15 protein-coding genes are annotated in these 17648 nt (G+C 67.9%); 9 read left to right on the top strand and 6 right to left on the bottom strand.

Features of this window, described 5'->3' with window-relative positions; translation table 11 throughout:
- Positions 1-11: 11 nt before the first annotated feature.
- From argS to DI605_RS03165, 6 genes are all read left to right on the top strand, one after another.
- Positions 12-1739: an arginine--tRNA ligase gene (gene argS / locus DI605_RS03190; RefSeq protein WP_293968949.1), complete on the top strand. Its 1728-nt coding sequence runs from the start codon at positions 12-14 to the stop codon at positions 1737-1739.
- A gap of 3 nt (positions 1740-1742) precedes the next feature.
- On the top strand, positions 1743-2570 hold the full coding sequence (locus tag DI605_RS03185; protein ID WP_293968948.1) for an SPOR domain-containing protein: 828 nt from the start codon (positions 1743-1745) through the stop codon (positions 2568-2570).
- Between the two features lie 78 nt (positions 2571-2648).
- The gene (nagZ, locus tag DI605_RS03180) at positions 2649-3656 is read left to right on the top strand and encodes a beta-N-acetylhexosaminidase (protein WP_293968946.1); all 1008 of its coding nucleotides are present in this window, start codon (positions 2649-2651) and stop codon (positions 3654-3656) included.
- 91 nt (positions 3657-3747) lie between these two features.
- Positions 3748-4509, top strand: a complete 762-nt coding sequence (locus tag DI605_RS03175; protein ID WP_293968944.1) for a ScpA family protein — start codon at positions 3748-3750, stop codon at positions 4507-4509.
- On the top strand, positions 4506-5078 hold the full coding sequence (gene scpB / locus DI605_RS03170) for an SMC-Scp complex subunit ScpB (RefSeq protein WP_293968942.1): 573 nt from the start codon (positions 4506-4508) through the stop codon (positions 5076-5078). Before DI605_RS03175 ends, scpB begins: the two co-directional genes overlap by 4 nt.
- Positions 5079-5137: 59 nt before the next feature.
- Positions 5138-5389, top strand: coding sequence for a twin-arginine translocase TatA/TatE family subunit (locus DI605_RS03165; protein WP_293968940.1), 252 nt, complete (start codon positions 5138-5140; stop codon positions 5387-5389).
- A 42-nt stretch (positions 5390-5431) separates the two neighbouring features.
- Here the strand turns inward: DI605_RS03165 and DI605_RS03160 are convergent, their stop codons facing one another.
- The 4 genes from DI605_RS03160 to accB all read right to left on the bottom strand — a co-directional run bounded on the left by DI605_RS03160 (position 5432) and on the right by accB (position 8334).
- On the bottom strand, positions 5432-6046 hold the full coding sequence (locus tag DI605_RS03160) for a TRIC cation channel family protein (protein ID WP_293968938.1): 615 nt from the start codon (positions 6044-6046) through the stop codon (positions 5432-5434).
- A 29-nt stretch (positions 6047-6075) separates the two neighbouring features.
- Positions 6076-6411 (bottom strand): arsenate reductase family protein, encoded by a 336-nt coding sequence (locus tag DI605_RS03155; RefSeq protein ID WP_293968936.1) that lies wholly within the window; start codon positions 6409-6411, stop codon positions 6076-6078.
- Between the two features lie 75 nt (positions 6412-6486).
- A complete protein-coding gene (accC, locus tag DI605_RS03150) occupies positions 6487-7845 on the bottom strand; it encodes an acetyl-CoA carboxylase biotin carboxylase subunit (RefSeq protein ID WP_293968934.1) in 1359 nt (452 codons plus the stop codon).
- A gap of 6 nt (positions 7846-7851) precedes the next feature.
- Positions 7852-8334 (bottom strand): acetyl-CoA carboxylase biotin carboxyl carrier protein, encoded by a 483-nt coding sequence (accB, locus tag DI605_RS03145; RefSeq protein WP_293968932.1) that lies wholly within the window; start codon positions 8332-8334, stop codon positions 7852-7854.
- A gap of 153 nt (positions 8335-8487) precedes the next feature.
- Here accB and thiS point away from each other — a divergent pair, with 153 nt between their 5' ends.
- Together thiS and DI605_RS03135 are read left to right on the top strand one after the other, a co-directional pair.
- Positions 8488-9522: a sulfur carrier protein ThiS gene (gene thiS, locus DI605_RS03140; protein ID WP_293968930.1), complete on the top strand. Its 1035-nt coding sequence runs from the start codon at positions 8488-8490 to the stop codon at positions 9520-9522.
- Positions 9523-10184: 662 nt separating this feature from the next.
- Positions 10185-12995, top strand: a complete 2811-nt coding sequence (locus DI605_RS03135; protein WP_293968928.1) for a pitrilysin family protein — start codon at positions 10185-10187, stop codon at positions 12993-12995.
- Between the two features lie 115 nt (positions 12996-13110).
- On the opposite strand, the gene DI605_RS03130 is transcribed toward DI605_RS03135, so the two are convergent.
- Together DI605_RS03130 and DI605_RS03125 are read right to left on the bottom strand one after the other, a co-directional pair.
- On the bottom strand, positions 13111-14895 hold the full coding sequence (locus DI605_RS03130) for an aspartyl protease family protein (RefSeq protein ID WP_293968926.1): 1785 nt from the start codon (positions 14893-14895) through the stop codon (positions 13111-13113).
- Positions 14896-14990: 95 nt separating this feature from the next.
- Entirely contained in the window at positions 14991-16406 is a 1416-nt protein-coding gene (locus DI605_RS03125; protein ID WP_293968924.1) for a UdgX family uracil-DNA binding protein, read from the bottom strand.
- Between the two features lie 168 nt (positions 16407-16574).
- On the opposite strand from DI605_RS03125, the gene DI605_RS03120 reads away from it, so the two are divergent.
- Positions 16575-17591, top strand: a complete 1017-nt coding sequence (locus DI605_RS03120) for a glycosyltransferase family 39 protein (protein WP_293968922.1) — start codon at positions 16575-16577, stop codon at positions 17589-17591.
- The last annotated feature ends 57 nt before the right edge of the window (positions 17592-17648 follow it).

Genomic DNA, 17648 nt, shown 5'->3' with positions numbered 1-17648 from the left:
GATACGCCTCCTTGCCCACGCTCTACGCCCGTTTCTCCGCCGATCTCGCCGCCGCGCTCGACGCGCTGGAAGCCGAAGGGGCACTTCCTTCCGGCCTGAAGCGCGATGCGATCACGGTGGAGCCGCCGCGTGACGCGGCGCATGGCGATCTGGCGACCAACGCCGCGATGGTGCTGGCCAAGCCCGCCGCCACCAATCCCCGCGCGCTGGCGGCTCTGCTCGTGCCGAAGCTGGAGGCGCTGCCCCATGTCGAGACGGTGGAGATTGCCGGCCCCGGCTTCATCAATCTGCGGCTGACGGAGGCGACGTGGCGGGCGGAACTGGCCACGATCCTGTCCGAAGGGGCGGCCTATGGCGGCTCCGATGCGGGGCAGGGCCTGCGCGTGAACGTGGAATATGTCTCCGCCAATCCCACCGGGCCGATGCACATGGGCCATTGCCGGGGCGCGGTGGTGGGCGATGCGCTGGCGCAGTTGCTGGAATATGCGGGCTATGCCGTCACCCGCGAATATTACATCAACGATGCCGGCGCGCAGGTGCAGACGCTCGGCCGCTCGGTGCATCTGCGCTATCGCGAGGCGCTGGGCGAGGATATCGGCCAGATTCCCGAGGGCTTCTATCCGGGCGATTATCTGATCCCGATCGGGCAGGCGCTGGCCGCCGAATATGGCGATTCCTATGTGGGCAAGCCGGAGAGCGAGTGGCTCGATCTGTTCCGCACGCGCGCCGTGGCCGCGATGATGGACATGATCCGCGCCGATCTCGCGCTGCTCGGCATCAATCATGAGGTGTTCGCCTCCGAGGCCGCCGTGCAGGCCGAGGGGCGCGTGGACAAGGCATTCGATCGTCTGCGTGCCGATGGCCTGATCTATCAGGGCGTGCTGGAACCCCCCAAGGGCGAGCTTCCCGACGATTGGGAGCCGACCGAGATGACCCTGTTCCGGTCCACAGCCTTCGGCGACGATCAGGATCGCCCGGTGCGCAAGTCGGATGGCGGGCTCACCTATTTCGGCACCGATCTCGCCTATCACTGGCAGAAGGCCGAGAGCGCCGATCAGCTGATCGATATCTGGGGCGCGGACCATGCCGGCACCGTCAAGCGTATCCAGGCGGCGGTGAAGGCGCTCACCGGTGGCAAGCCCTTCGACGTGAAGCTCGTGCAGATGGTGAAGCTGCTGCGCGATGGCGAGCCGGTGAAGATGTCCAAGCGCTCCGGCTCGTTCGTCACGCTGGCCGATGTGGTGCGCGAAGTGGGCAAGGATGTCGTCCGCTTCACAATGCTCACGCGCAAGGCGGATGCGCAGATGGATTTCGATTTCGCCAAGGTGGTGGAAGCCTCCAAGGACAACCCCGTCTTCTACGTGCAATATGCGCATGCCCGAACCCATTCGCTCCACCGGCGCGCGGCAGAGGCGGGGATGGCGCTGCCGCCGGCGGATCTCGCCTTGCTGGATGCCGAGGAACTGATTCTTGTGAAGCTCGCCGCGCAATTTCCGCGCCTGATCGAAGGTGCGGCGGCCGCGCGTGAGCCGCACCGCATCGCTTTCTATCTCTATGATCTCGCCGCGGCCTTCCATGCCCTGTGGAATCGGGGGAATGACGATCCGGGTCGTCGCTTCCTTCTCACCGATGATCCGGCCTTGAGCGCGGCACGGCTGGCGCTCGCCGATGCGATCGGGCAGATCATCCGCAATGGTCTCGCCGTCATGGGGGTCGAGGCCGCCGAGGAGTTGCACTGAGCGATGGTGGAGATCCGGCGGGGCGGTTCGGGCGAGGCGGCGCGCGAGCGTCTGCCGTGGCTGGAGCCGGTCGAGGACGAGGATGATTATTATCAGGCGGAGCGGGGCGGCTATGGCGGCCTGATCCTCGCCGCCATCCTCGTGCTGGTGGCGATCGCGCTGATTACGGCGGGCGTGATCTGGTATCGCGGCCATGGCGGCGCTTCGGGCGGCAGCGGCCAGATCATCAAGGCGGAGCCCGGCCCCTACAAGGTGCGTCCCCCCAATCCCGGCGGGATGACGCCGGATGCCAATGGCGAGGTGACCTACGACACCAGCGCCGGGCAGGATGTGAACAGCCCGATCGATCTGAACGCACTGCCCGAGCAGCCGATGGTCGGCCCCGCGCAGAACCGGCCGGCCGCTCCGGCCGGTGCGGAAGGCGCGCCCGCACCCGGAACGCCGGGGCCGGCGGCCCGGCCAGCGCCGGCGCCAGCCGCCAAATCCCCAGCCTTGCCGGCGACGCCGCCCGTCGCGGTCGTGCCGTCGCCGGTGGAGCGGCCGAAGCCGGTGCCCGCGCCACCCGTCCCGGCGGCGCCCCCCGGTGCGCCCATGGCCGGCGGAACGGGTGTGGTCCAGCTCGGCGCCTTCTCCAGCGAGGCGAAGGCAAAGCAGGCCTGGAAGACGCTTTCGGCCCGGTTTGCGGGCCTGCGCGATCTGGGCCTTGCGATCAGCCCGGTGAAGAGCGGCGACAAGACGCTCTATCGCCTGCGCGCCTCGGGCGCGGCCAACGCCGCCCGGCTCTGCGCGCAGCTGCGCGTGGCCGGCGAGAGCTGCAGCATCGTGAACTGAGTCCGCCGTCCGTCCGGGTCTCAGGCAGGGCCGGACGGAGCCGGTGCGGACGTGCGACGATCCATCGAAGGCTTTGACATGACCCCCCTGATCCTCGGCCTGTCCGGCCCGGCCCTCACCCATGACGAGCAGGCTTTCTTCCGGGAGATCTCGCCCGCCGGCTTCATCCTGTTCCGCCGCAACGTGGTCGATCGCGTCCAGCTGCGCGCGCTCACCGATGCGCTGCGCGATCTTTCGGGGCGCGCAGACGTTCCGATCCTGATCGATCAGGAAGGCGGGCGTGTTGCCCGGATGCAGCCCCCGGAATGGCCGGCCTTTCCGCCCGGCGCGGCCTTTGATCGCCTCTATGACGTGGCCCCCATGTCCGCGATCGAGGCGATTCGCGCCAATGCCGCCGCCATCGCGCTGATGCTGCGCGAGGTAGGCGTGAACGTGGATTGCCTGCCCCTGCTCGATGTGCGCCAGCCGGGCGCGCACGATATTATCGGGGATCGCGCGCTTGGTGCGGAGCCGCTGCGCGTGGCCGCGCTCGGCCGGGCGACGATCGAGGGCCTGCGCGCGGGCGGCGTGGTCGGCGTCGTCAAGCATGTGCCCGGCCATGGCCGCGCCATGGCGGACAGCCATCTGGAATTGCCGGTGGTGGATGCGCCCGCCGAGGAACTGGAAACCGATCTGGCGCCCTTCATCCGGCTGCGCGACGCGCCGATGGCGATGACGGCGCATGTCGTTTACGAGGCATGGGACAAGGCCGAATGCGCGAGCCTTTCCGCCCGCGTGATCGCGGGCGTGATCCGCAAGCGGATCGGCTTCGATGGGCTGCTGATGTCGGATGATCTGGGCATGCATGCCTTGCAGGGCGATTTCGGCGATCGGGCGTTCGGCGTGATCGCGGCAGGCTGCGACGTGGCGCTCCATTGTTCGGGCGACATGGGGGAGATGATCGCCTGCGCCGATGCGGTGCCGGCGATCACGGCGGAAGGGCGCGTCCGCCTCGATCGCGCGATGGCGACGATCGCCGCCCCCGGGACGGCCGAGCCGTTCGAGGCGCTGATCGCCAAGCGGGATGCGCTGCTGGCGCTGGGCTGATCGCTCGCGCGCCCTCGCCCCGAAACCGGTTCGGGATGGCGACATCCGAGCTTCTCGACTCGGCGGCCGGCGCCGCTAATCTGGCGCATTCATGTCCGACCAGCTCGATCTTTCCCTGCCCGACAGCGAGACGCTGACGCTCGACATTGACGGGTGGGAAGGCCCCCTCGATCTGCTGCTGACGCTCGCGCGCAATCAAAAGGTGGATCTCAAGCAGATCTCGATCCTCGCCCTCGTCGAGCAATATCTCGCCTTCATCGCCCAGGCGCGCGCGCTGAAGCTGGAACTGGCGGCCGATTATCTCGTGATGGCGGCCTGGCTCGCTTATCTGAAATCCGGCCTGCTGCTGCCGCGCGATCCCGAAGTGGAGCCGAGCCCGGAGGAAATGGCGCTGCGGCTCCAGCTGCGCCTCCAGCGGCTGGATGCGATGCGCGAGGCGGGCGCGCGGCTGATGGCACGCGATCGGCTGGGCCGCGATGTCTTCGCGCGCGGTGCGCCGGAAGGCCTCCGGATCGTCAGGATGCCGGCCTGGGAAGCCAATCTGTTCGAGCTGATCGCCGCTTATGGCGCGGTGAAGGCGCGCGCCGTGCCGGCCATCCATGTCGTGTCGCGCCGCCCGGTGATGACGCTGGAGAGTGCGCTGGAACTCGTCGCGCGGATGGTGGGCCAGGAACGGGACTGGGCGGAACTGGCGAGCTTCCTGCCGGAGGTGGAGGATGAGGATTATCGCCGCTCCGCCGTGGCCTCCAGCTTCGTGGCCGCGCTGGAACTCGCCAAGCAGGGGCGGCTGGCGCTGCGGCAGGAGGCGGCCTTCGCGCCCCTGATGGTGCGGCGCGCGGGAGCAGGGGCGTGATCGATATCGAAGTCCGCGCGCTGGAGGCGACCCTGTTCGCCGCGGAGCAGCCGATGACCCCGCACGAACTGGCCGCCGCCACCGGCATCGCGGATGTGAAATCCGCGCTCGGCCGTCTGGCCGATCTCTATGAGGGGCATGGCGTCGAACTGGTGGAGCGGGGCGGGCGCTGGCGGCTGCAGACCGCGCCCGATCTCGCGCATCTGCTCCGGCGCGAGAAGGTGGAGCCGCGCAAGCTTTCGCGCGCGGGGATCGAGACGCTGGCGATCATCGCCTATCACGAGCCGGTCAGCCGGGCCGAGATCGAGGCGATCCGCGGCGTGCAGATTTCGAAGGGCACGCTCGATGCGCTGCTGGAGGCCGGCTGGATCAGGCCCGCCGGCCGCCGCGAAGTGCCGGGCCGTCCGCTCACCTATGCCACCACGCCGGCCTTCCTCGATCATTTCGGCCTTTCCTCGCGGCGCGACCTGCCGGGGATCGAGGATCTCAAGGCCGCCGGGCTGCTGGATCCGATCGATCTTGCGCTGGAACAGCAGCTAGAGGTGGCGAAACCGGACGAGGCGGACTAGATAACGCCAAAGCGCAGTGATGGAGCCCTGCAAGCGGGCGGGCTCCCGGGAGATTTCTGATGGGCGGTTTGAGCATCTGGCACTGGCTGATCCTGGCGGTCGTCGTCATGCTGCTGTTCGGCAAGGGGCGCCTGTCGGACATCATGGGCGATGCGGCCAAGGGCATCAAAAGCTTCAAGAAGGGCCTGCAGGACGAGGAAGACGAGCGCCCGGCGCAGCGCCCCGCCCAGCGGCTGCAGAACCAGCCTCCGATGGACCCGAATCCGGATCACAAGCTCCAGCCCATGCAGGATGATCGCCCCGCGCATTGAGGCGAGCGGCGGCCTCTGGGCCGCCGCAACGGTGTGCCCGGCTCAGCCGAGCGTGGGCAGATGCCAGCCGTGCCGGTAGGCGAGCAGGCGCAGGCCGAAACAGGCAAGGCCGGCAAGGATCGCCGTGGCGCGCGCGGGCCAGCCCAGCGCGCGGCCGATGACGATGATGATCGCGGCGCAGGCGGCGGCCGAGCCGTAAATGTCCGTGCGCAGCACGCGCGGCACCTGATTGATGACGACATCGCGGAGCGTGCCGCCGCCGGCGCCGCTCACCGTTCCCAGAAAGACGCAGACGAACGGGTGGATACCATGTTCCAGCGCCTTTTCGGTGCCCGCGATCGCGGCGAAGGCGAGGCCGGCGGCATCCAGTGCTACCATCAGCCCCGGTGGCAGCGACAGCAGCGCGGGATGGACGAGCCAGACGATGGTGGCCGCCGCCACGACGGTGACGGCATAGTGCCAGTCCCGGATCGCAGCGGGCGGCAGCGATCCGATCAGCACATCGCGGATCAGGCCGCCGCCCAGCCCGGTCAGAAAGGCAAGGGCGAGGATGCCCACCGGATCCAGGCCCACGCCCAGCCCGGTCAGGCCACCCTCTATCGCGAAGACCAGCGTGCCGGCGATATCCGCTGTGCGCGTGACGGCGTTGGTCGGCATGCCCCGCATCGCTCGCTGCCGGCCGGCGCTCAGAGGATCTCGCGTACCTTTTCGGGCGGGCGGCCCAGGCGCACGCCCCTGGCGGTCTCCACCAGCGGGCGTTCGATCAGGATCGGATTGGCGGCCATCGCGGCGAGGATCGTTGCCTCGTCCGCACCCCTGAGCGGCCTGGCGTCCGCCTCGGCCGCGCGCAGCCCTTCCGCCGCCGTCATCCCCGCCTTGGCATAGAGGCGCGCCAGTTCCCCGGCCTCGGGCGGTGTCTTCAGATATTCCACGATCGTCACGTCCGCGCCCGCCGCCTCGAGGATGGCCAGCGCCTCGCGCGATTTGGAGCAGCGGGGATTATGGTAGATGACTGCCTTCATCAGTGCCTCCCTGCGCCTGAATTCTCTGCTGGCCGGTCGGGACGAACGGACGGGGAGTGGCCTCCCGCCCTGGGATCAGTCCTTGGCGTTCTCGCGCGCCAGCCACTCTTCCAGCCACTTGATCGAATAGTCGCCTTCCTGGAACTCCGGATCTTCCAGCAGGGCCTGATGGAGCGGGATCGTGGTCTTTACGCCATCGATCACGAATTCCTCCAGGGCGCGGCGCAGGCGGCGCAGCGCGCCGTTACGGGTCGTGCCGTACACGATCAGCTTGGCGATCATGCTGTCATAGTAAGGCGGGATGCGATAGCCGGCGTAGAGGCCGCTATCCACGCGAACGTTCATGCCGCCCGGCGCGTGATAGCCCTTCACCAGCCCCGGCGAAGGCGCGAAGGTGCGCGGATCCTCGGCATTGATGCGGCATTCGATCGCATGGCCCCGGAAGACCACGTCTTCCTGCCGCAGCGTCAGGGGATGGCCCTCGGCGATGCGGATCTGCTCGCGCACCAGATCCAGGCCGGTGATCGCCTCTGTCACCGGATGCTCCACCTGAAGGCGGGTGTTCATCTCGATGAAGTAGAATTTCCCGTCTTCCCACAGGAACTCGATCGTGCCGGCGCCGCGATAGCCCATGTCGGCCATCGCCTTGGCGACGATCCCGCCCATCCGCGCGCGTTCCTCGGGCGTGATGACGGGGGAAGGGGCTTCTTCCAGCACCTTCTGGTGGCGGCGTTGCAGCGAACAGTCGCGCTCGCCCAGATGGATCGCGTTGCCCTTGCCGTCGCCGAACACCTGGAATTCGATGTGGCGCGGATTGCCGAGATATTTTTCCATATAGACGGTGTCGTCGCCGAACGCCGCCTTCGCCTCCGACGAGGCCTGCTGGATCAGGGTTTCCAGCTGATCTTCGGACGGCACCACCTTCATGCCGCGCCCGCCGCCGCCGGAGGCCGCCTTGATCAGCACAGGATAGCCGATCTCGCGCGCGACATCCGCCGCCTCGCCCGCGCGCCGGATCGGCCCGTCGGAACCCGGCACCAGCGGCAGGCCGAGCGCGCCGGCGGTGCGCTTGGCCTCCACCTTGTCGCCCATCGTCCGGATATGTTCGGGCTTCGGCCCGATCCAGATGATGTCGTGCGCCTCGACGATCTCGGCGAACTTGGCGTTTTCCGAAAGGAAGCCATAGCCGGGGTGGATGGCGTCCGCGCCCGAAATCTCGGCGGCCGAGATGATGTTCGGGATGTTCAGATAGCTTTCGGTCGCCGAGGGCGGCCCGATGCAGACCGCCTCGTCCGCCAGCCGGACGTGCATCGCATCGGAATCCGCCGTGGAGTGTGCCGCCACCGTGCGGATGCCCATTTCATGGCAGGCGCGATGGATGCGGAGCGCGATCTCGCCGCGATTGGCGATCAGGACCTTCTTGATCTCGGGCAAGGCCGCTTACTCGATAATCACAAGCGGCTGATCGAATTCGACCGGCTGGGCATTGTCGATCAGGATCGCCTTCACCGTGCCGGCGCGGGGCGCCGCGATCGGATTCATCACCTTCATCGCTTCCACGATCAGCAGCGTATCGCCGGCGGCGATCTGCTGGCCCAGGGCGACAAAATTCTTCGCCTCGGGGCCGGCCGCGAGATAGGCGGTGCCCACCATGGGCGATTTCACGGTTCCCGGATGGTCTCCGGCGGGCGCCGCCGCCACGGGGACCGGGGCGGGCGCCGCCGCCACCGGAGCTGCGGGGGCGGCCGGGGCCGCGACGGGCGCAGGCGCGACAGCCGCGACAGTCACCTTGCGCGCGACGCGGATCTTGCGATCCCCATCCTGCACCTCGATCTCCGTGAGCTGCGTTTCATCCAGCAACTCGGCAAGCTGGCGGACGAGCGCAGGATCCACCTGCATCGCCGCCTTCGACGTATCGGTCATCAAGACCACCTCATTCACATTTGGTCGCGCGCCATGTCAGAGCTTGTGCTCCACGTCCAGCATCAAGGGCATAACGGCCTCCCGTCTCACCATTTGAAAGCGGGCGGCAGAGAGCCTAAGTCGCGCCTCTCTCCAGCGGAACGGTAGCACGACATGCACAGCGACGGTACGATCAGCATCATCGTCAACGGCGAACATCGCCGCGTCAATGACGGAATGACGATCGCGGGCCTCGCCGCCGAGCTTGGTCTGGAGCCGGCCAAGGTGGCCGTGGAGCGCAATCTGGAGATCGTGCCCCGCTCCACGCTGGGCGATGTGGCGCTGGAGGATGGCGACGAACTGGAGATCGTCCATTTCGTAGGCGGTGGCGACCATCCGGTCGCGGGCGGCGGCGATCATGCCGCCACTGCGGCTGTGAATGCGGATACGTGGACGGTCGCGGGCAAGACGTTTCGTTCGCGGCTCATCGTCGGCACCGGCAAATATAAGGATTTCGCGCAGAATGCGGCGGCGGTGGAGGCTTCCGGCGCGGAAATCGTGACGGTCGCGGTGCGCCGCGTGAACATCGCCGATCGCAACCAGCCGATGCTCACCGATTTCATCGATCCGAAGAAGATCACCTATCTGCCCAATACCGCCGGCTGCTTCGATGCCGAAAGCGCGATCCGCACGCTGCGCCTCGCGCGGGAAGCGGGCGGCTGGGACCTCGTGAAGCTGGAAGTGCTGGGCGAGGCCAAGACGCTCTATCCCGACATGATGGAGACTTTGCGCGCGACCGAGATCCTCGCGAAGGAGGGCTTCCTGCCCATGGTCTATTGCGCCGACGATCCGATCGCGGCGAAGCGGCTGGAGGATGTGGGTGCGGTGGCGATCATGCCGCTGGGCGCGCCGATCGGCTCGGGCCTCGGCATCCAGAATCCGGTGATGATCCGGCTGATCGTGGAAGGCGCCAGCGTGCCCGTACTGGTGGATGCGGGCGTGGGCACGGCCAGCGATGCGGCCGCCGCGATGGAACTGGGCTGTGATGGCGTGCTGATGAATACGGCGATCGCGGAGGCGAAGGATCCGATCCTGATGGCGGCGGCGATGAAGGCATCGGTGGAAGCCGGCCGCCTCGCCTATCGCGCCGGGCGGATGGGCCGCCGCCGCTATGCCGATCCTTCGAGCCCGCTGGCCGGATTGATCTGACGGACTGCCAGGTGCTTTGATCGTCGCCCCCGCGAGACTGATCCGGGATGAAATGTCGTCCCGGGAGCGCGGGGAAGAGGCGATGGTTTGGGGAAGCCGTGATTCCGATCGGTCTTGGCCGATCGATCCGGGCGGCGAGCGAGGGGTGTTCTGTCGCGCCCGCTCAGGCGATCGCCGCCGGCAATCCCGGCCCGCAGGCCGGGATCAGTCGCAACTCAGCGCGCGACGGCGAGCGACTTGCGGACGTTGTTGATCAGGATCAGCAGGCTGAACATCGTAAACCTCGAAAATGGATTTGCTGCACCGCAGCGTCAACGCCCCTCTCGCGGAACGGGCCTGTGCCGTCAAATGCTCGCTTGCAAGCAACGGTTGCATGAAATGCACCTATAAAATTCTTTAATATTAGTATGTTGATCATATTCCTTGCCCAAATGCTACCGATCGCTGATGGCTCTGCCTCCTCATTTTGCGGTGCATCGGCGTGGGCGGATGGGATCTTTGATCTCTGCGTGATCGCAGCCGGCAATCGGACCCGCCTGAGCAGCGCGCCTGCCGATCTTCCGGAGAAGGCGCCTCGCGGGATGCTGTGGCATCCGTTTCTGCCACCTTCCGCGCCTTATCGCCGTTCATGGCGCAGTCGGGGAAACCTGTTAGGCAGGGCCATGCGCTTTTCCCTGCTTCCGCTCGCCCTCCTTGCCGCCACGGCATTGAGCCCCGCCGTCGCCGCGCCGGTCACCGTGCCGCCTCTGGCCTTCACCACGCGCACCCTGCCCAATGGCCTGCGCGTCTATGAGATGCCGGACAGGACGGGCACCACCGTTTCGGTGCAGGTCTGGTACGATGTCGGCTCGAAGGATGATCCGCGCGGGCGATCCGGCTTCGCGCACCTGTTCGAACATCTGATGTTCAAGGCGACGCGCAACATGCCGTCGGAAATGCTCGATCGGCTGACCGAGGATGTTGGCGGCGCCAACAATGCCTCCACCGACGATGACTATACCGAATATCACGAGACGGCGCCCGCCAACCATCTGGAACGGCTGATCTGGGCCGAGGGCGAGCGGATGGGCGGCCTCGTCATCGATCAGCCGACCTTCGTGTCGGAGCGGGATGTGGTGAAGGAGGAACTGCGCACGGGCCTTGCCCGCCCCTATGGGCAGCTTTTCAGCCACGATCTGGTGAAGGCCAATTACAAGGTGCATCCCTATGCGCGGCCCGGCATCGGCAGCATCGCCGATCTCGATTCGGCCAGCCTGGAGGATGTCCGCGCCTTCCACGCCACTTATTACCGGCCCGACAATGCCGTGCTGGTCGTGTCCGGCAATTTCGATCCGGCGAAGCTGGATGGCTGGATCGATCGCTATCTCGCCCCGATCGCGAAGCCCGATCGCCCGATCCCGCGCGTGACCGTGGCCGAACCGCCGCGCACCGCGCCGGCGGCTTATTCAGTGACGGCGGCGAATACGCCGCTGCCGGCCGTCACGCTTTCCTGGCTGCTGCCGCCGACCACCGATCCCGATCATGCGGTGGTCACGGTGATCGACGGGCTGCTCTCGGGCGGCGAAAGCTCGCGTCTCTATCAGGCGCTCGTCTATCGCGATCGCGTCGCGAGCGAGGCGGATGTGGATGCCGGCTTCCGCAAGGGGCCGGGCCTGTTCACCGCCTTCGCGATCGTGGCCGGCGGCAAGACGGTGGCGGCGGCGGAGGCCGGGCTGCGGCGCGAAGTGGGCCTGCTGCGGGATCGGCCGGTCGCGGCGGCCGAGCTGGATCGCGTGAAGAATCTGATCGTCACGTCCGCCCTGCGGGAGCGCGAGACGGCCGAGGGCCGCGCCTCGCTGGTGGCGGGCAGCGTGATCCTCGATGGCGATCCCGCCGCCGCCGATCGCCGCCTTGCCGCGATCCAGGCGGTCACGGCCGCCGATGTGCAGCGCGTCGCCCGGCGCCTGCTGGCGGATGATCGCGCGGTCGCGATCCGCTATGCGGCGCCGGGCAGGGGTGCCGCGCCCGTCGATCCGGTCAGCATCGCGGCCAGCGTCGTCACCGTCCCTCTCATATCCCCGCCGAACATTCCCGTCGTGATCGCGCTGGGAGCGGCCGAGCGCGCCCAGCCGCCGGCTCCGGGGCCGGCCGTCTCGCCCACCGTGCCCGCGCCTTTCGCCGGCACGCTTGGCAACGGGCTGCATTATGTCGTGCTGGAGCGGCACGAACTGCCGATCGTCACGGCGATGCTCGTCTCGCCCACGGGGTCCGCCGGCGATCCGGACGATCGCCTCGGCCGGGCGGAACTGGTGGCGGATCTGATGACGAAGGGCACGCCCACGCGCTCCGCGACGCAGGTGGCGGAGGCGATCGAATCGCTTGGCGCCGCGATCGATGCGGGCACCTCGCGGGATGCCTCCACGCTCACCCTCACCACGCGCAGCGATCAGCTCGCGCCGGCAATGGATATCCTCGCCGATGTCGCGCGCAGTCCCGTCTTCGCGCAGGGGGAACTGGATCGCGCCCGCGCGGAGGCGCTCGATGGCCTCGCCGTCGCGCTGAAGCGACCGGGCACGCTCGCCGGCCTCGTGGCGACGCGCGCGGCTTATGGCACGGCGCCTTATGGCAAGCCCGGATCGGGCACGCCGCGCACGCTGGCTGCTATCACGCGCGCGGATGTGACGGCCGGCTACAAGGCGATCTGGGCGCCCGGTGGCTCCACCGTGGTGCTCGCCGGAGACATTACGCCCGATGCCGCGCGCGCTCTTGTCGAGCGCGCCTTCGGCAGCTGGGCCGGCGCTACGGTGGCGGGCAGCACCCCATCCGGCACGCCGCCGCTGCCGGGGCCGCGCAACATCCTGGTCGACATGCCCGATGTCGCACAGGCGGCGGTCACGATCGCGCGGCCCACGCTCACGCGCACCGATCCCTCTTATTATCCCCTGCTCGTGGCCAATTCGGTGCTGGGCGGCGGATTTTCCTCGCGCCTGAATCTCGAGGTGCGGATCCGGCGCGGCCTGGCCTATGGCGCCAGCAGCCGTTTCGCCGCGGGGCGAATGCCCGGGCCGTTCGCCGCCGCCACGCAGACCAAGAATCCGTCCGTGCCGGATGTGATCCTGCTGATGCGCGATGAAATGGCGCGGCTGGGGCACGAGGCCGTTCCCCCGGCCGAGCTGGCCGCGCGCAAGGCGGCGCTGATCGGCGGTTTCGGCGATGCGATCGAAACAACGGACGGCCTGGCCGGAACGGCGGCGGCCCTGATCTCCCAGAATGTGCCGCTGGAGGAGATGGCGGCCTATTCCGGCCGGATCGATGCGGTGACGCCTGATGCGGTGAAGATGGCGGCCGCCACCTATCTGGATCCGGCGGCGGCCAGCATCGCGGTGGTGGGGGATGCGAAGCAATTCGCGGCGGGGCTGGCCGCCAAGGGCATCGCGATGGAGCCGATCGCCGCGGATGCGATCGATCTGGGATCGCCCACGCTCGGGCGCTGATCGGGAGGCGGGGCGGAGCGTTATTCGGTCCGGTCGCTCCGGATCGGTCGCTTCAGGGTTATGCTCTGCCCCGATTCCCGGGCGGGCCGCTTGTCCCGCCCGCTTTGAAATCGCTTCAGCCCACCAGCCCCATCTTCCGCGCGCGCTCGGCGGCTGCGGGGGAGGCGGCGAGCGCGGCATCGCGGTCCGCGTCCGCGCCCGTAATGTTGCCCATCCGCCGTTTCACGAGGCTGCGGCAATAGAGCGTCCAGGCGAGGCTTGATGGCACTTTCGCCTTCGGATCGAGCCCCTTCAGGGAGGCATCATAATCGGCGAGAGCCTGCGCCAGTTCGCCGCGCCGGAACCGAACGAGCGCGCGGCTGTCCAGATAGGCGGAGGTATCCGGACGCAGCTTGAGGGCGGTATCGCAATCGTCGATCGCGCGATCGAGATCGCGGTTCATCTGCGCGCGCACCCAGCAGCGGCCGTTGAAGGCGATCGCCCGGCTCGCATCCGCCGGATGGCTTTTCAGCCATGCGTCGAAATTGACGAGGGCGGCATCCTGCGCGCCGGTGGCGTCCAGCATCTGGGCCAGGCCCAGCCGCTTGTCCGATGTGGGCGCCAGCGTCCTGTCGATCGCGGCGAGATCCTCGCCGGCGCCCTTGGGATCGCGCCCCGCCAGGCGCATCCCGGCCCGCGCCATCCGGGCGTCCGCGTCGGCCGGATCCAGCTGGATCGCCTTGTCGAGATCGGCGGCGGCGAGCAGCGGCTGACCATTGGCCAACCGGGCCAGCGCGCGCTGGACGAGATAGCGGCTGACGGCGGGCGCCATGGCGATCGCGCGATCGAAATCCGCGATCGCCTGCTCCGTCTTGCGCTGGGATGCGAAGACGGCGCCGCGCCGGCTGAAGCCTTCGGCATCGGTGGGCTCGGGGCTCTTGTCCGTCAGGTCGAGTGCCTTGCCCTCGGCGTCCACCGCGCCTTTGGGGTTGAGGCCGAAAACCGGGCCGCCCTCATAGGTCAGCAGCATCCGCTGGCCCTTGTTGGCCACATAGACGCGGTGCGACAGGAAGAAGTCCGCGCCGATCAGCAGATCGGCATCGCCCAGCGTGATGTCCGCGAAGCGCAGCTTCGGATGTTTGAGCGATTCCCCGCCAATCTCGATCGAATCGAAGGTCGCGATCCAGCTCTGCGCGCTCTGCGAGCCGAGGCCGGTGGAAATTCCCCCGGAAGTCACACCCGGGCTGCTGGGCGTGATCCCCGCTTTCCTGGCCGCCGCCAGCGAGAGCATGGTAGAGGACGCGCCCGTATCGAAGATCGCGCGAAGCTTCACGCCGTTGATCGTGATCGTGCCGATCGTGTGCGTCTGGAAGGGGGGCGCACGCTGCACGATCGGCAGGATCGAAAGCGGGCGATCGGCCGCCCAATAGGCCTGCTGCCCGGCCTCGCATCCTTCGGCCTTGAGCAGGCGGACCTTGCCGTGCGGCAGATCATATTCGACATCGCCGATGCCGAGGATATTCTGGCCGAGCAGGCCGACCGTGCCCGTATCCGATCCGCCGACGATGAAATCGGCGCGTGGCAGCGTGACGCCGGCAATGCCGAAATCCTTGACCGTCGTGATCGAGACGGCCGCGCTGCCATTGATCCCGCGCATGCGGAACCAGGAAGGGGCCGGATCCAGCCGCAGCCCATATTCCTGCGCGGAAGCCTTCGAGAGCGTGCTGAAGAAGGCGCCACTGTCGAGGATCAGGCGCGCATCCTTGCCGCCGATCGTGGCCGAAACGATCGGGCGCGGGCCGGACATGGTGACGGGAAGCTCGAGATAGCGTTGCAACTGGCAGGCGGCCCGCGCCTGGGACGGGAGGATGGCCGCCAGTACCAGCGCCGCATTCCGCCAGCCGCGCTCCGAAATCCCCATTCCCGCCCCCACACATTACCGGAATGGCACGTTATTGGGAGCAATCCCGTGGCACAACCGGGTCACATTGGGGGGCGTGGTGCGTGGTGGCGCTTTCAGGCGGCCAGATCCGCCAGGCGCGCCTTCACCCGCCGCAGATCCTCCACGAAGCGCGCATATTCCTCGTCCGCCCCGGCCTTGTCCGGAATGCGGAGCAGATAGCTCGGGTGGACGGTCACCCAGCCTTCCCCGCCATCGTCCAGCGTGTGGGGCCGGCCGCGCGCCGCACCGATCGGGACGGCCCTGCCCAGCATGGACCGCGCGGCCGTGGCACCCAGCGCCACCGTAAGCCTTGGCCGGATCAGGTCACGCTCCTGCGCGATCCACCAGCGGCAGGCATCGATTTCGTGCGCGTTGGGCCGGGTGTGGAGGCGGCGCTTGCCGCGCTGCTCATATTTGAAATGCTTGACGGCGTTGGTGACGTAGGCGGTCGCGCGATTGATGTCGGCATCCGCGATCGCGCGATCGAACAGCTGGCCGGCCGGGCCGACGAAAGGCCGGCCGGCAAGATCCTCCTGATCGCCGGGCTGCTCCCCCACGAACATCAGCGCTGCATCCACGGGGCCTTCGCCGAACACCGTCTGCGTGGCCGGCGCGAACAGGGGGCAGCGGGTGCAGCCCGAGGCTTCCACCCGCAACGCTTCCCATGCGACGAGGCGGTTGGCACCCGATTGATCCCTCGCCAGTGTCTCGCGGCTTGCCGTGACCATTCCCGCCTCCCGCGCGTGGGCGCCTGCGATCAATTCCGGCACCAACGCCGTTTCGGGCATGTTTTTCCAGTATTTGCGGGGCATCTCCTTCAGCATCGCACCGATCTTCACGCGCGCCGGATTGAAGATGGAGGCATAATAGGTCTTCCATGTCTCCTCGATCGGATCGCCGTCGGGCGCGTCGGCGCGGGTGGCGCCCGGCCCCTCGCGCAGCGTTTCGCCATCCCAGTCGAGCGAGAGTTCCGGCGTCAGGATCGTCCAGCGCATCGCGGCGAAACGGTTCAGGAAGAAATCGGCATTGGCGCGCACGATATGATGGTCGGGCTGAAACCAGGCGACGAAGCGGGCGCCGTCCCCGTCGGCCACCTCGCGGAAGCGCAGGAAGGCGCGCATCTTGTGGATGTCGCGACGAACCTCCTTCGCCATCGGCTCCAGCCGGCGCATCAGCGGATCGGCCGGATCGCCGATCAGGCCGGGTTCGCGGCGCAGGCGCGCAAGCGCTGCATGCAGCAGGCCGAAGCGCTCGGGATCGGCATGGAGAATCACGGTGCGGGCGAGATCGAGAAAGGCGCGCGGCACGGAGAAGGCCGCGCCCGCCGGTGGCGCCGCCAAGGCAGCCGGCGCGCCACCGAAGAGATTGGTTGGGCCGTCGCCGATCTGCCAGATGACCTGATCGGGCGCGATATCGGCGAGTATCAGGGCGCGTGCGGCGCTGCGCCAGCCCTCGAAATCGTCCTCCGCATCCAGCACCGCGACAGTCATCGGATCGGGCCGGTTGATTTGCTTTCCGCCATCATGACTATATAGGCGCCGCGCGCCCGTTACCCAAAGTTGCTCCGGCAAAGAGGCTGCCCGCAACATCATGCAATGCTGATGCAAAGAAGAAAGGCCAGCTTGGCCATCGAACCTCTTCCTGCCTCAGGACAGACGATGGCCAGCCGTGCTCTTCCGCTTTCCCCCTCGCTGCGCACCTCCCCGATCGCCGCGATACCCCTATGGCGCGATGCGCTGGCGATGTTCGCGCTGGCCGTGCTGCTGCGCTGCTGGTGGTATGGCGATCCCGCGATCCAGGTGGACGAGCAATTCTATCTGCTGACCGGGGACAGGCTGCTCCACGGCGCCATCCCCTATGTGGACATATGGGATCGCAAGCCGATCGGCCTGTTCCTCATCTATGCGGGCGTCCGCCTGCTCGGCGGGGCGGGCATCGTCCAGTATCAGCTGGTGGCGACGATCTTCGCGGCGACGACCGCCTTCCTCGTGATCCAGCTCGCCCGTTCGATCGCCAGCCCGTGGGCGGCGCGGATGGCGGGCGCGGCCAGCCTGATCTTCACGATCGTGTTCGATGGCGCGGGTGGCCAGTCCCCGGTCTTCTACAATCCGCTCGTGGCCGGTGCGGCGCTGATCGTGCTGCGCGCGCTGGAAATGCCGGAGGGCGAGGATCGTCGCTTCGCGGCGCGCGGCGTGCTGGCGATGGCGCTGATCGGCGTCGCCATCCAGATCAAATATACCGCCCTGTTCGAAGGCGTAACGCTGGGGCTGGTGCTGCTGTGGGCGGCGCGGCGGCGCGGGATCGAGGCGGGCCTGCCGGGTCTTGCCGCCTTGTGGATCGCGATCGCCATCCTGCCGACGGCCATCGCCTTCACGGCCTATGCGGTGGCGGGGCATGAAGAGGCGTTCGTCTATGCCAATTTCATCTCCATCGGGGATCGGCCGGGCACGGCCGCGCTCCGGCTCGCCAAGCGGCTGGGCGCCGTCATCGGCCTTGGCCTGCCGCTGATCGTGGCGGGGGTGGCGGGCGTGCGCGTGCGCCAGCATGGCGAGGAAGCGAAACAGGCGCGCATGTTCCTGCTCGTCTGGCTGATTGGGGCCACGGTGGGCTTCTTCGCGATCGGCAGCCTCTTCAACCCACATTTCCCAAGTAAGGCGCTGATTTCGCTGTCCTGACCATTATATTTCCTATATAAAACATGGTGTTGAAGGCTGCGAGGGGCGCGTTTCATG

Origin of the sequence: Sphingomonas sp., assembly GCF_003248515.1 — a bacterium.
GTDB lineage: Bacteria > Pseudomonadota > Alphaproteobacteria > Sphingomonadales > Sphingomonadaceae > Sphingomonas_I.
The sequence above is the reverse complement of the archived record's forward strand: the minus strand, read 5'-3'. Positions and strand labels throughout refer to the sequence as shown.

Excerpts from the sequence above, each read along its gene's own strand:
- DI605_RS03185 (WP_293968948.1), top strand. The coding sequence starts at position 1,743 with ATGGTGGAGATCCGGCGGGGCGGTTCGGGCGAGGCGGCGCGCGAGCGT.
- nagZ (WP_293968946.1), top strand. The coding sequence starts at position 2,649 with ATGACCCCCCTGATCCTCGGCCTGTCCGGCCCGGCCCTCACCCATGAC.
- DI605_RS03175 (WP_293968944.1), top strand. The coding sequence starts at position 3,748 with ATGTCCGACCAGCTCGATCTTTCCCTGCCCGACAGCGAGACGCTGACG.
- DI605_RS03165 (WP_293968940.1), top strand. The coding sequence starts at position 5,138 with ATGGGCGGTTTGAGCATCTGGCACTGGCTGATCCTGGCGGTCGTCGTC.
- DI605_RS03160 (WP_293968938.1), bottom strand. The coding sequence starts at position 6,046 with ATGCCGACCAACGCCGTCACGCGCACAGCGGATATCGCCGGCACGCTG.
- DI605_RS03155 (WP_293968936.1), bottom strand. The coding sequence starts at position 6,411 with ATGAAGGCAGTCATCTACCATAATCCCCGCTGCTCCAAATCGCGCGAG.
- accB (WP_293968932.1), bottom strand. The coding sequence starts at position 8,334 with ATGACCGATACGTCGAAGGCGGCGATGCAGGTGGATCCTGCGCTCGTC.
- thiS (WP_293968930.1), top strand. The coding sequence starts at position 8,488 with ATGCACAGCGACGGTACGATCAGCATCATCGTCAACGGCGAACATCGC.
- DI605_RS03135 (WP_293968928.1), top strand. The coding sequence starts at position 10,185 with ATGCGCTTTTCCCTGCTTCCGCTCGCCCTCCTTGCCGCCACGGCATTG.
- DI605_RS03130 (WP_293968926.1), bottom strand. The coding sequence starts at position 14,895 with ATGGGGATTTCGGAGCGCGGCTGGCGGAATGCGGCGCTGGTACTGGCG.
- DI605_RS03125 (WP_293968924.1), bottom strand. The coding sequence starts at position 16,406 with ATGACTGTCGCGGTGCTGGATGCGGAGGACGATTTCGAGGGCTGGCGC.
- DI605_RS03120 (WP_293968922.1), top strand. The coding sequence starts at position 16,575 with ATGGCCAGCCGTGCTCTTCCGCTTTCCCCCTCGCTGCGCACCTCCCCG.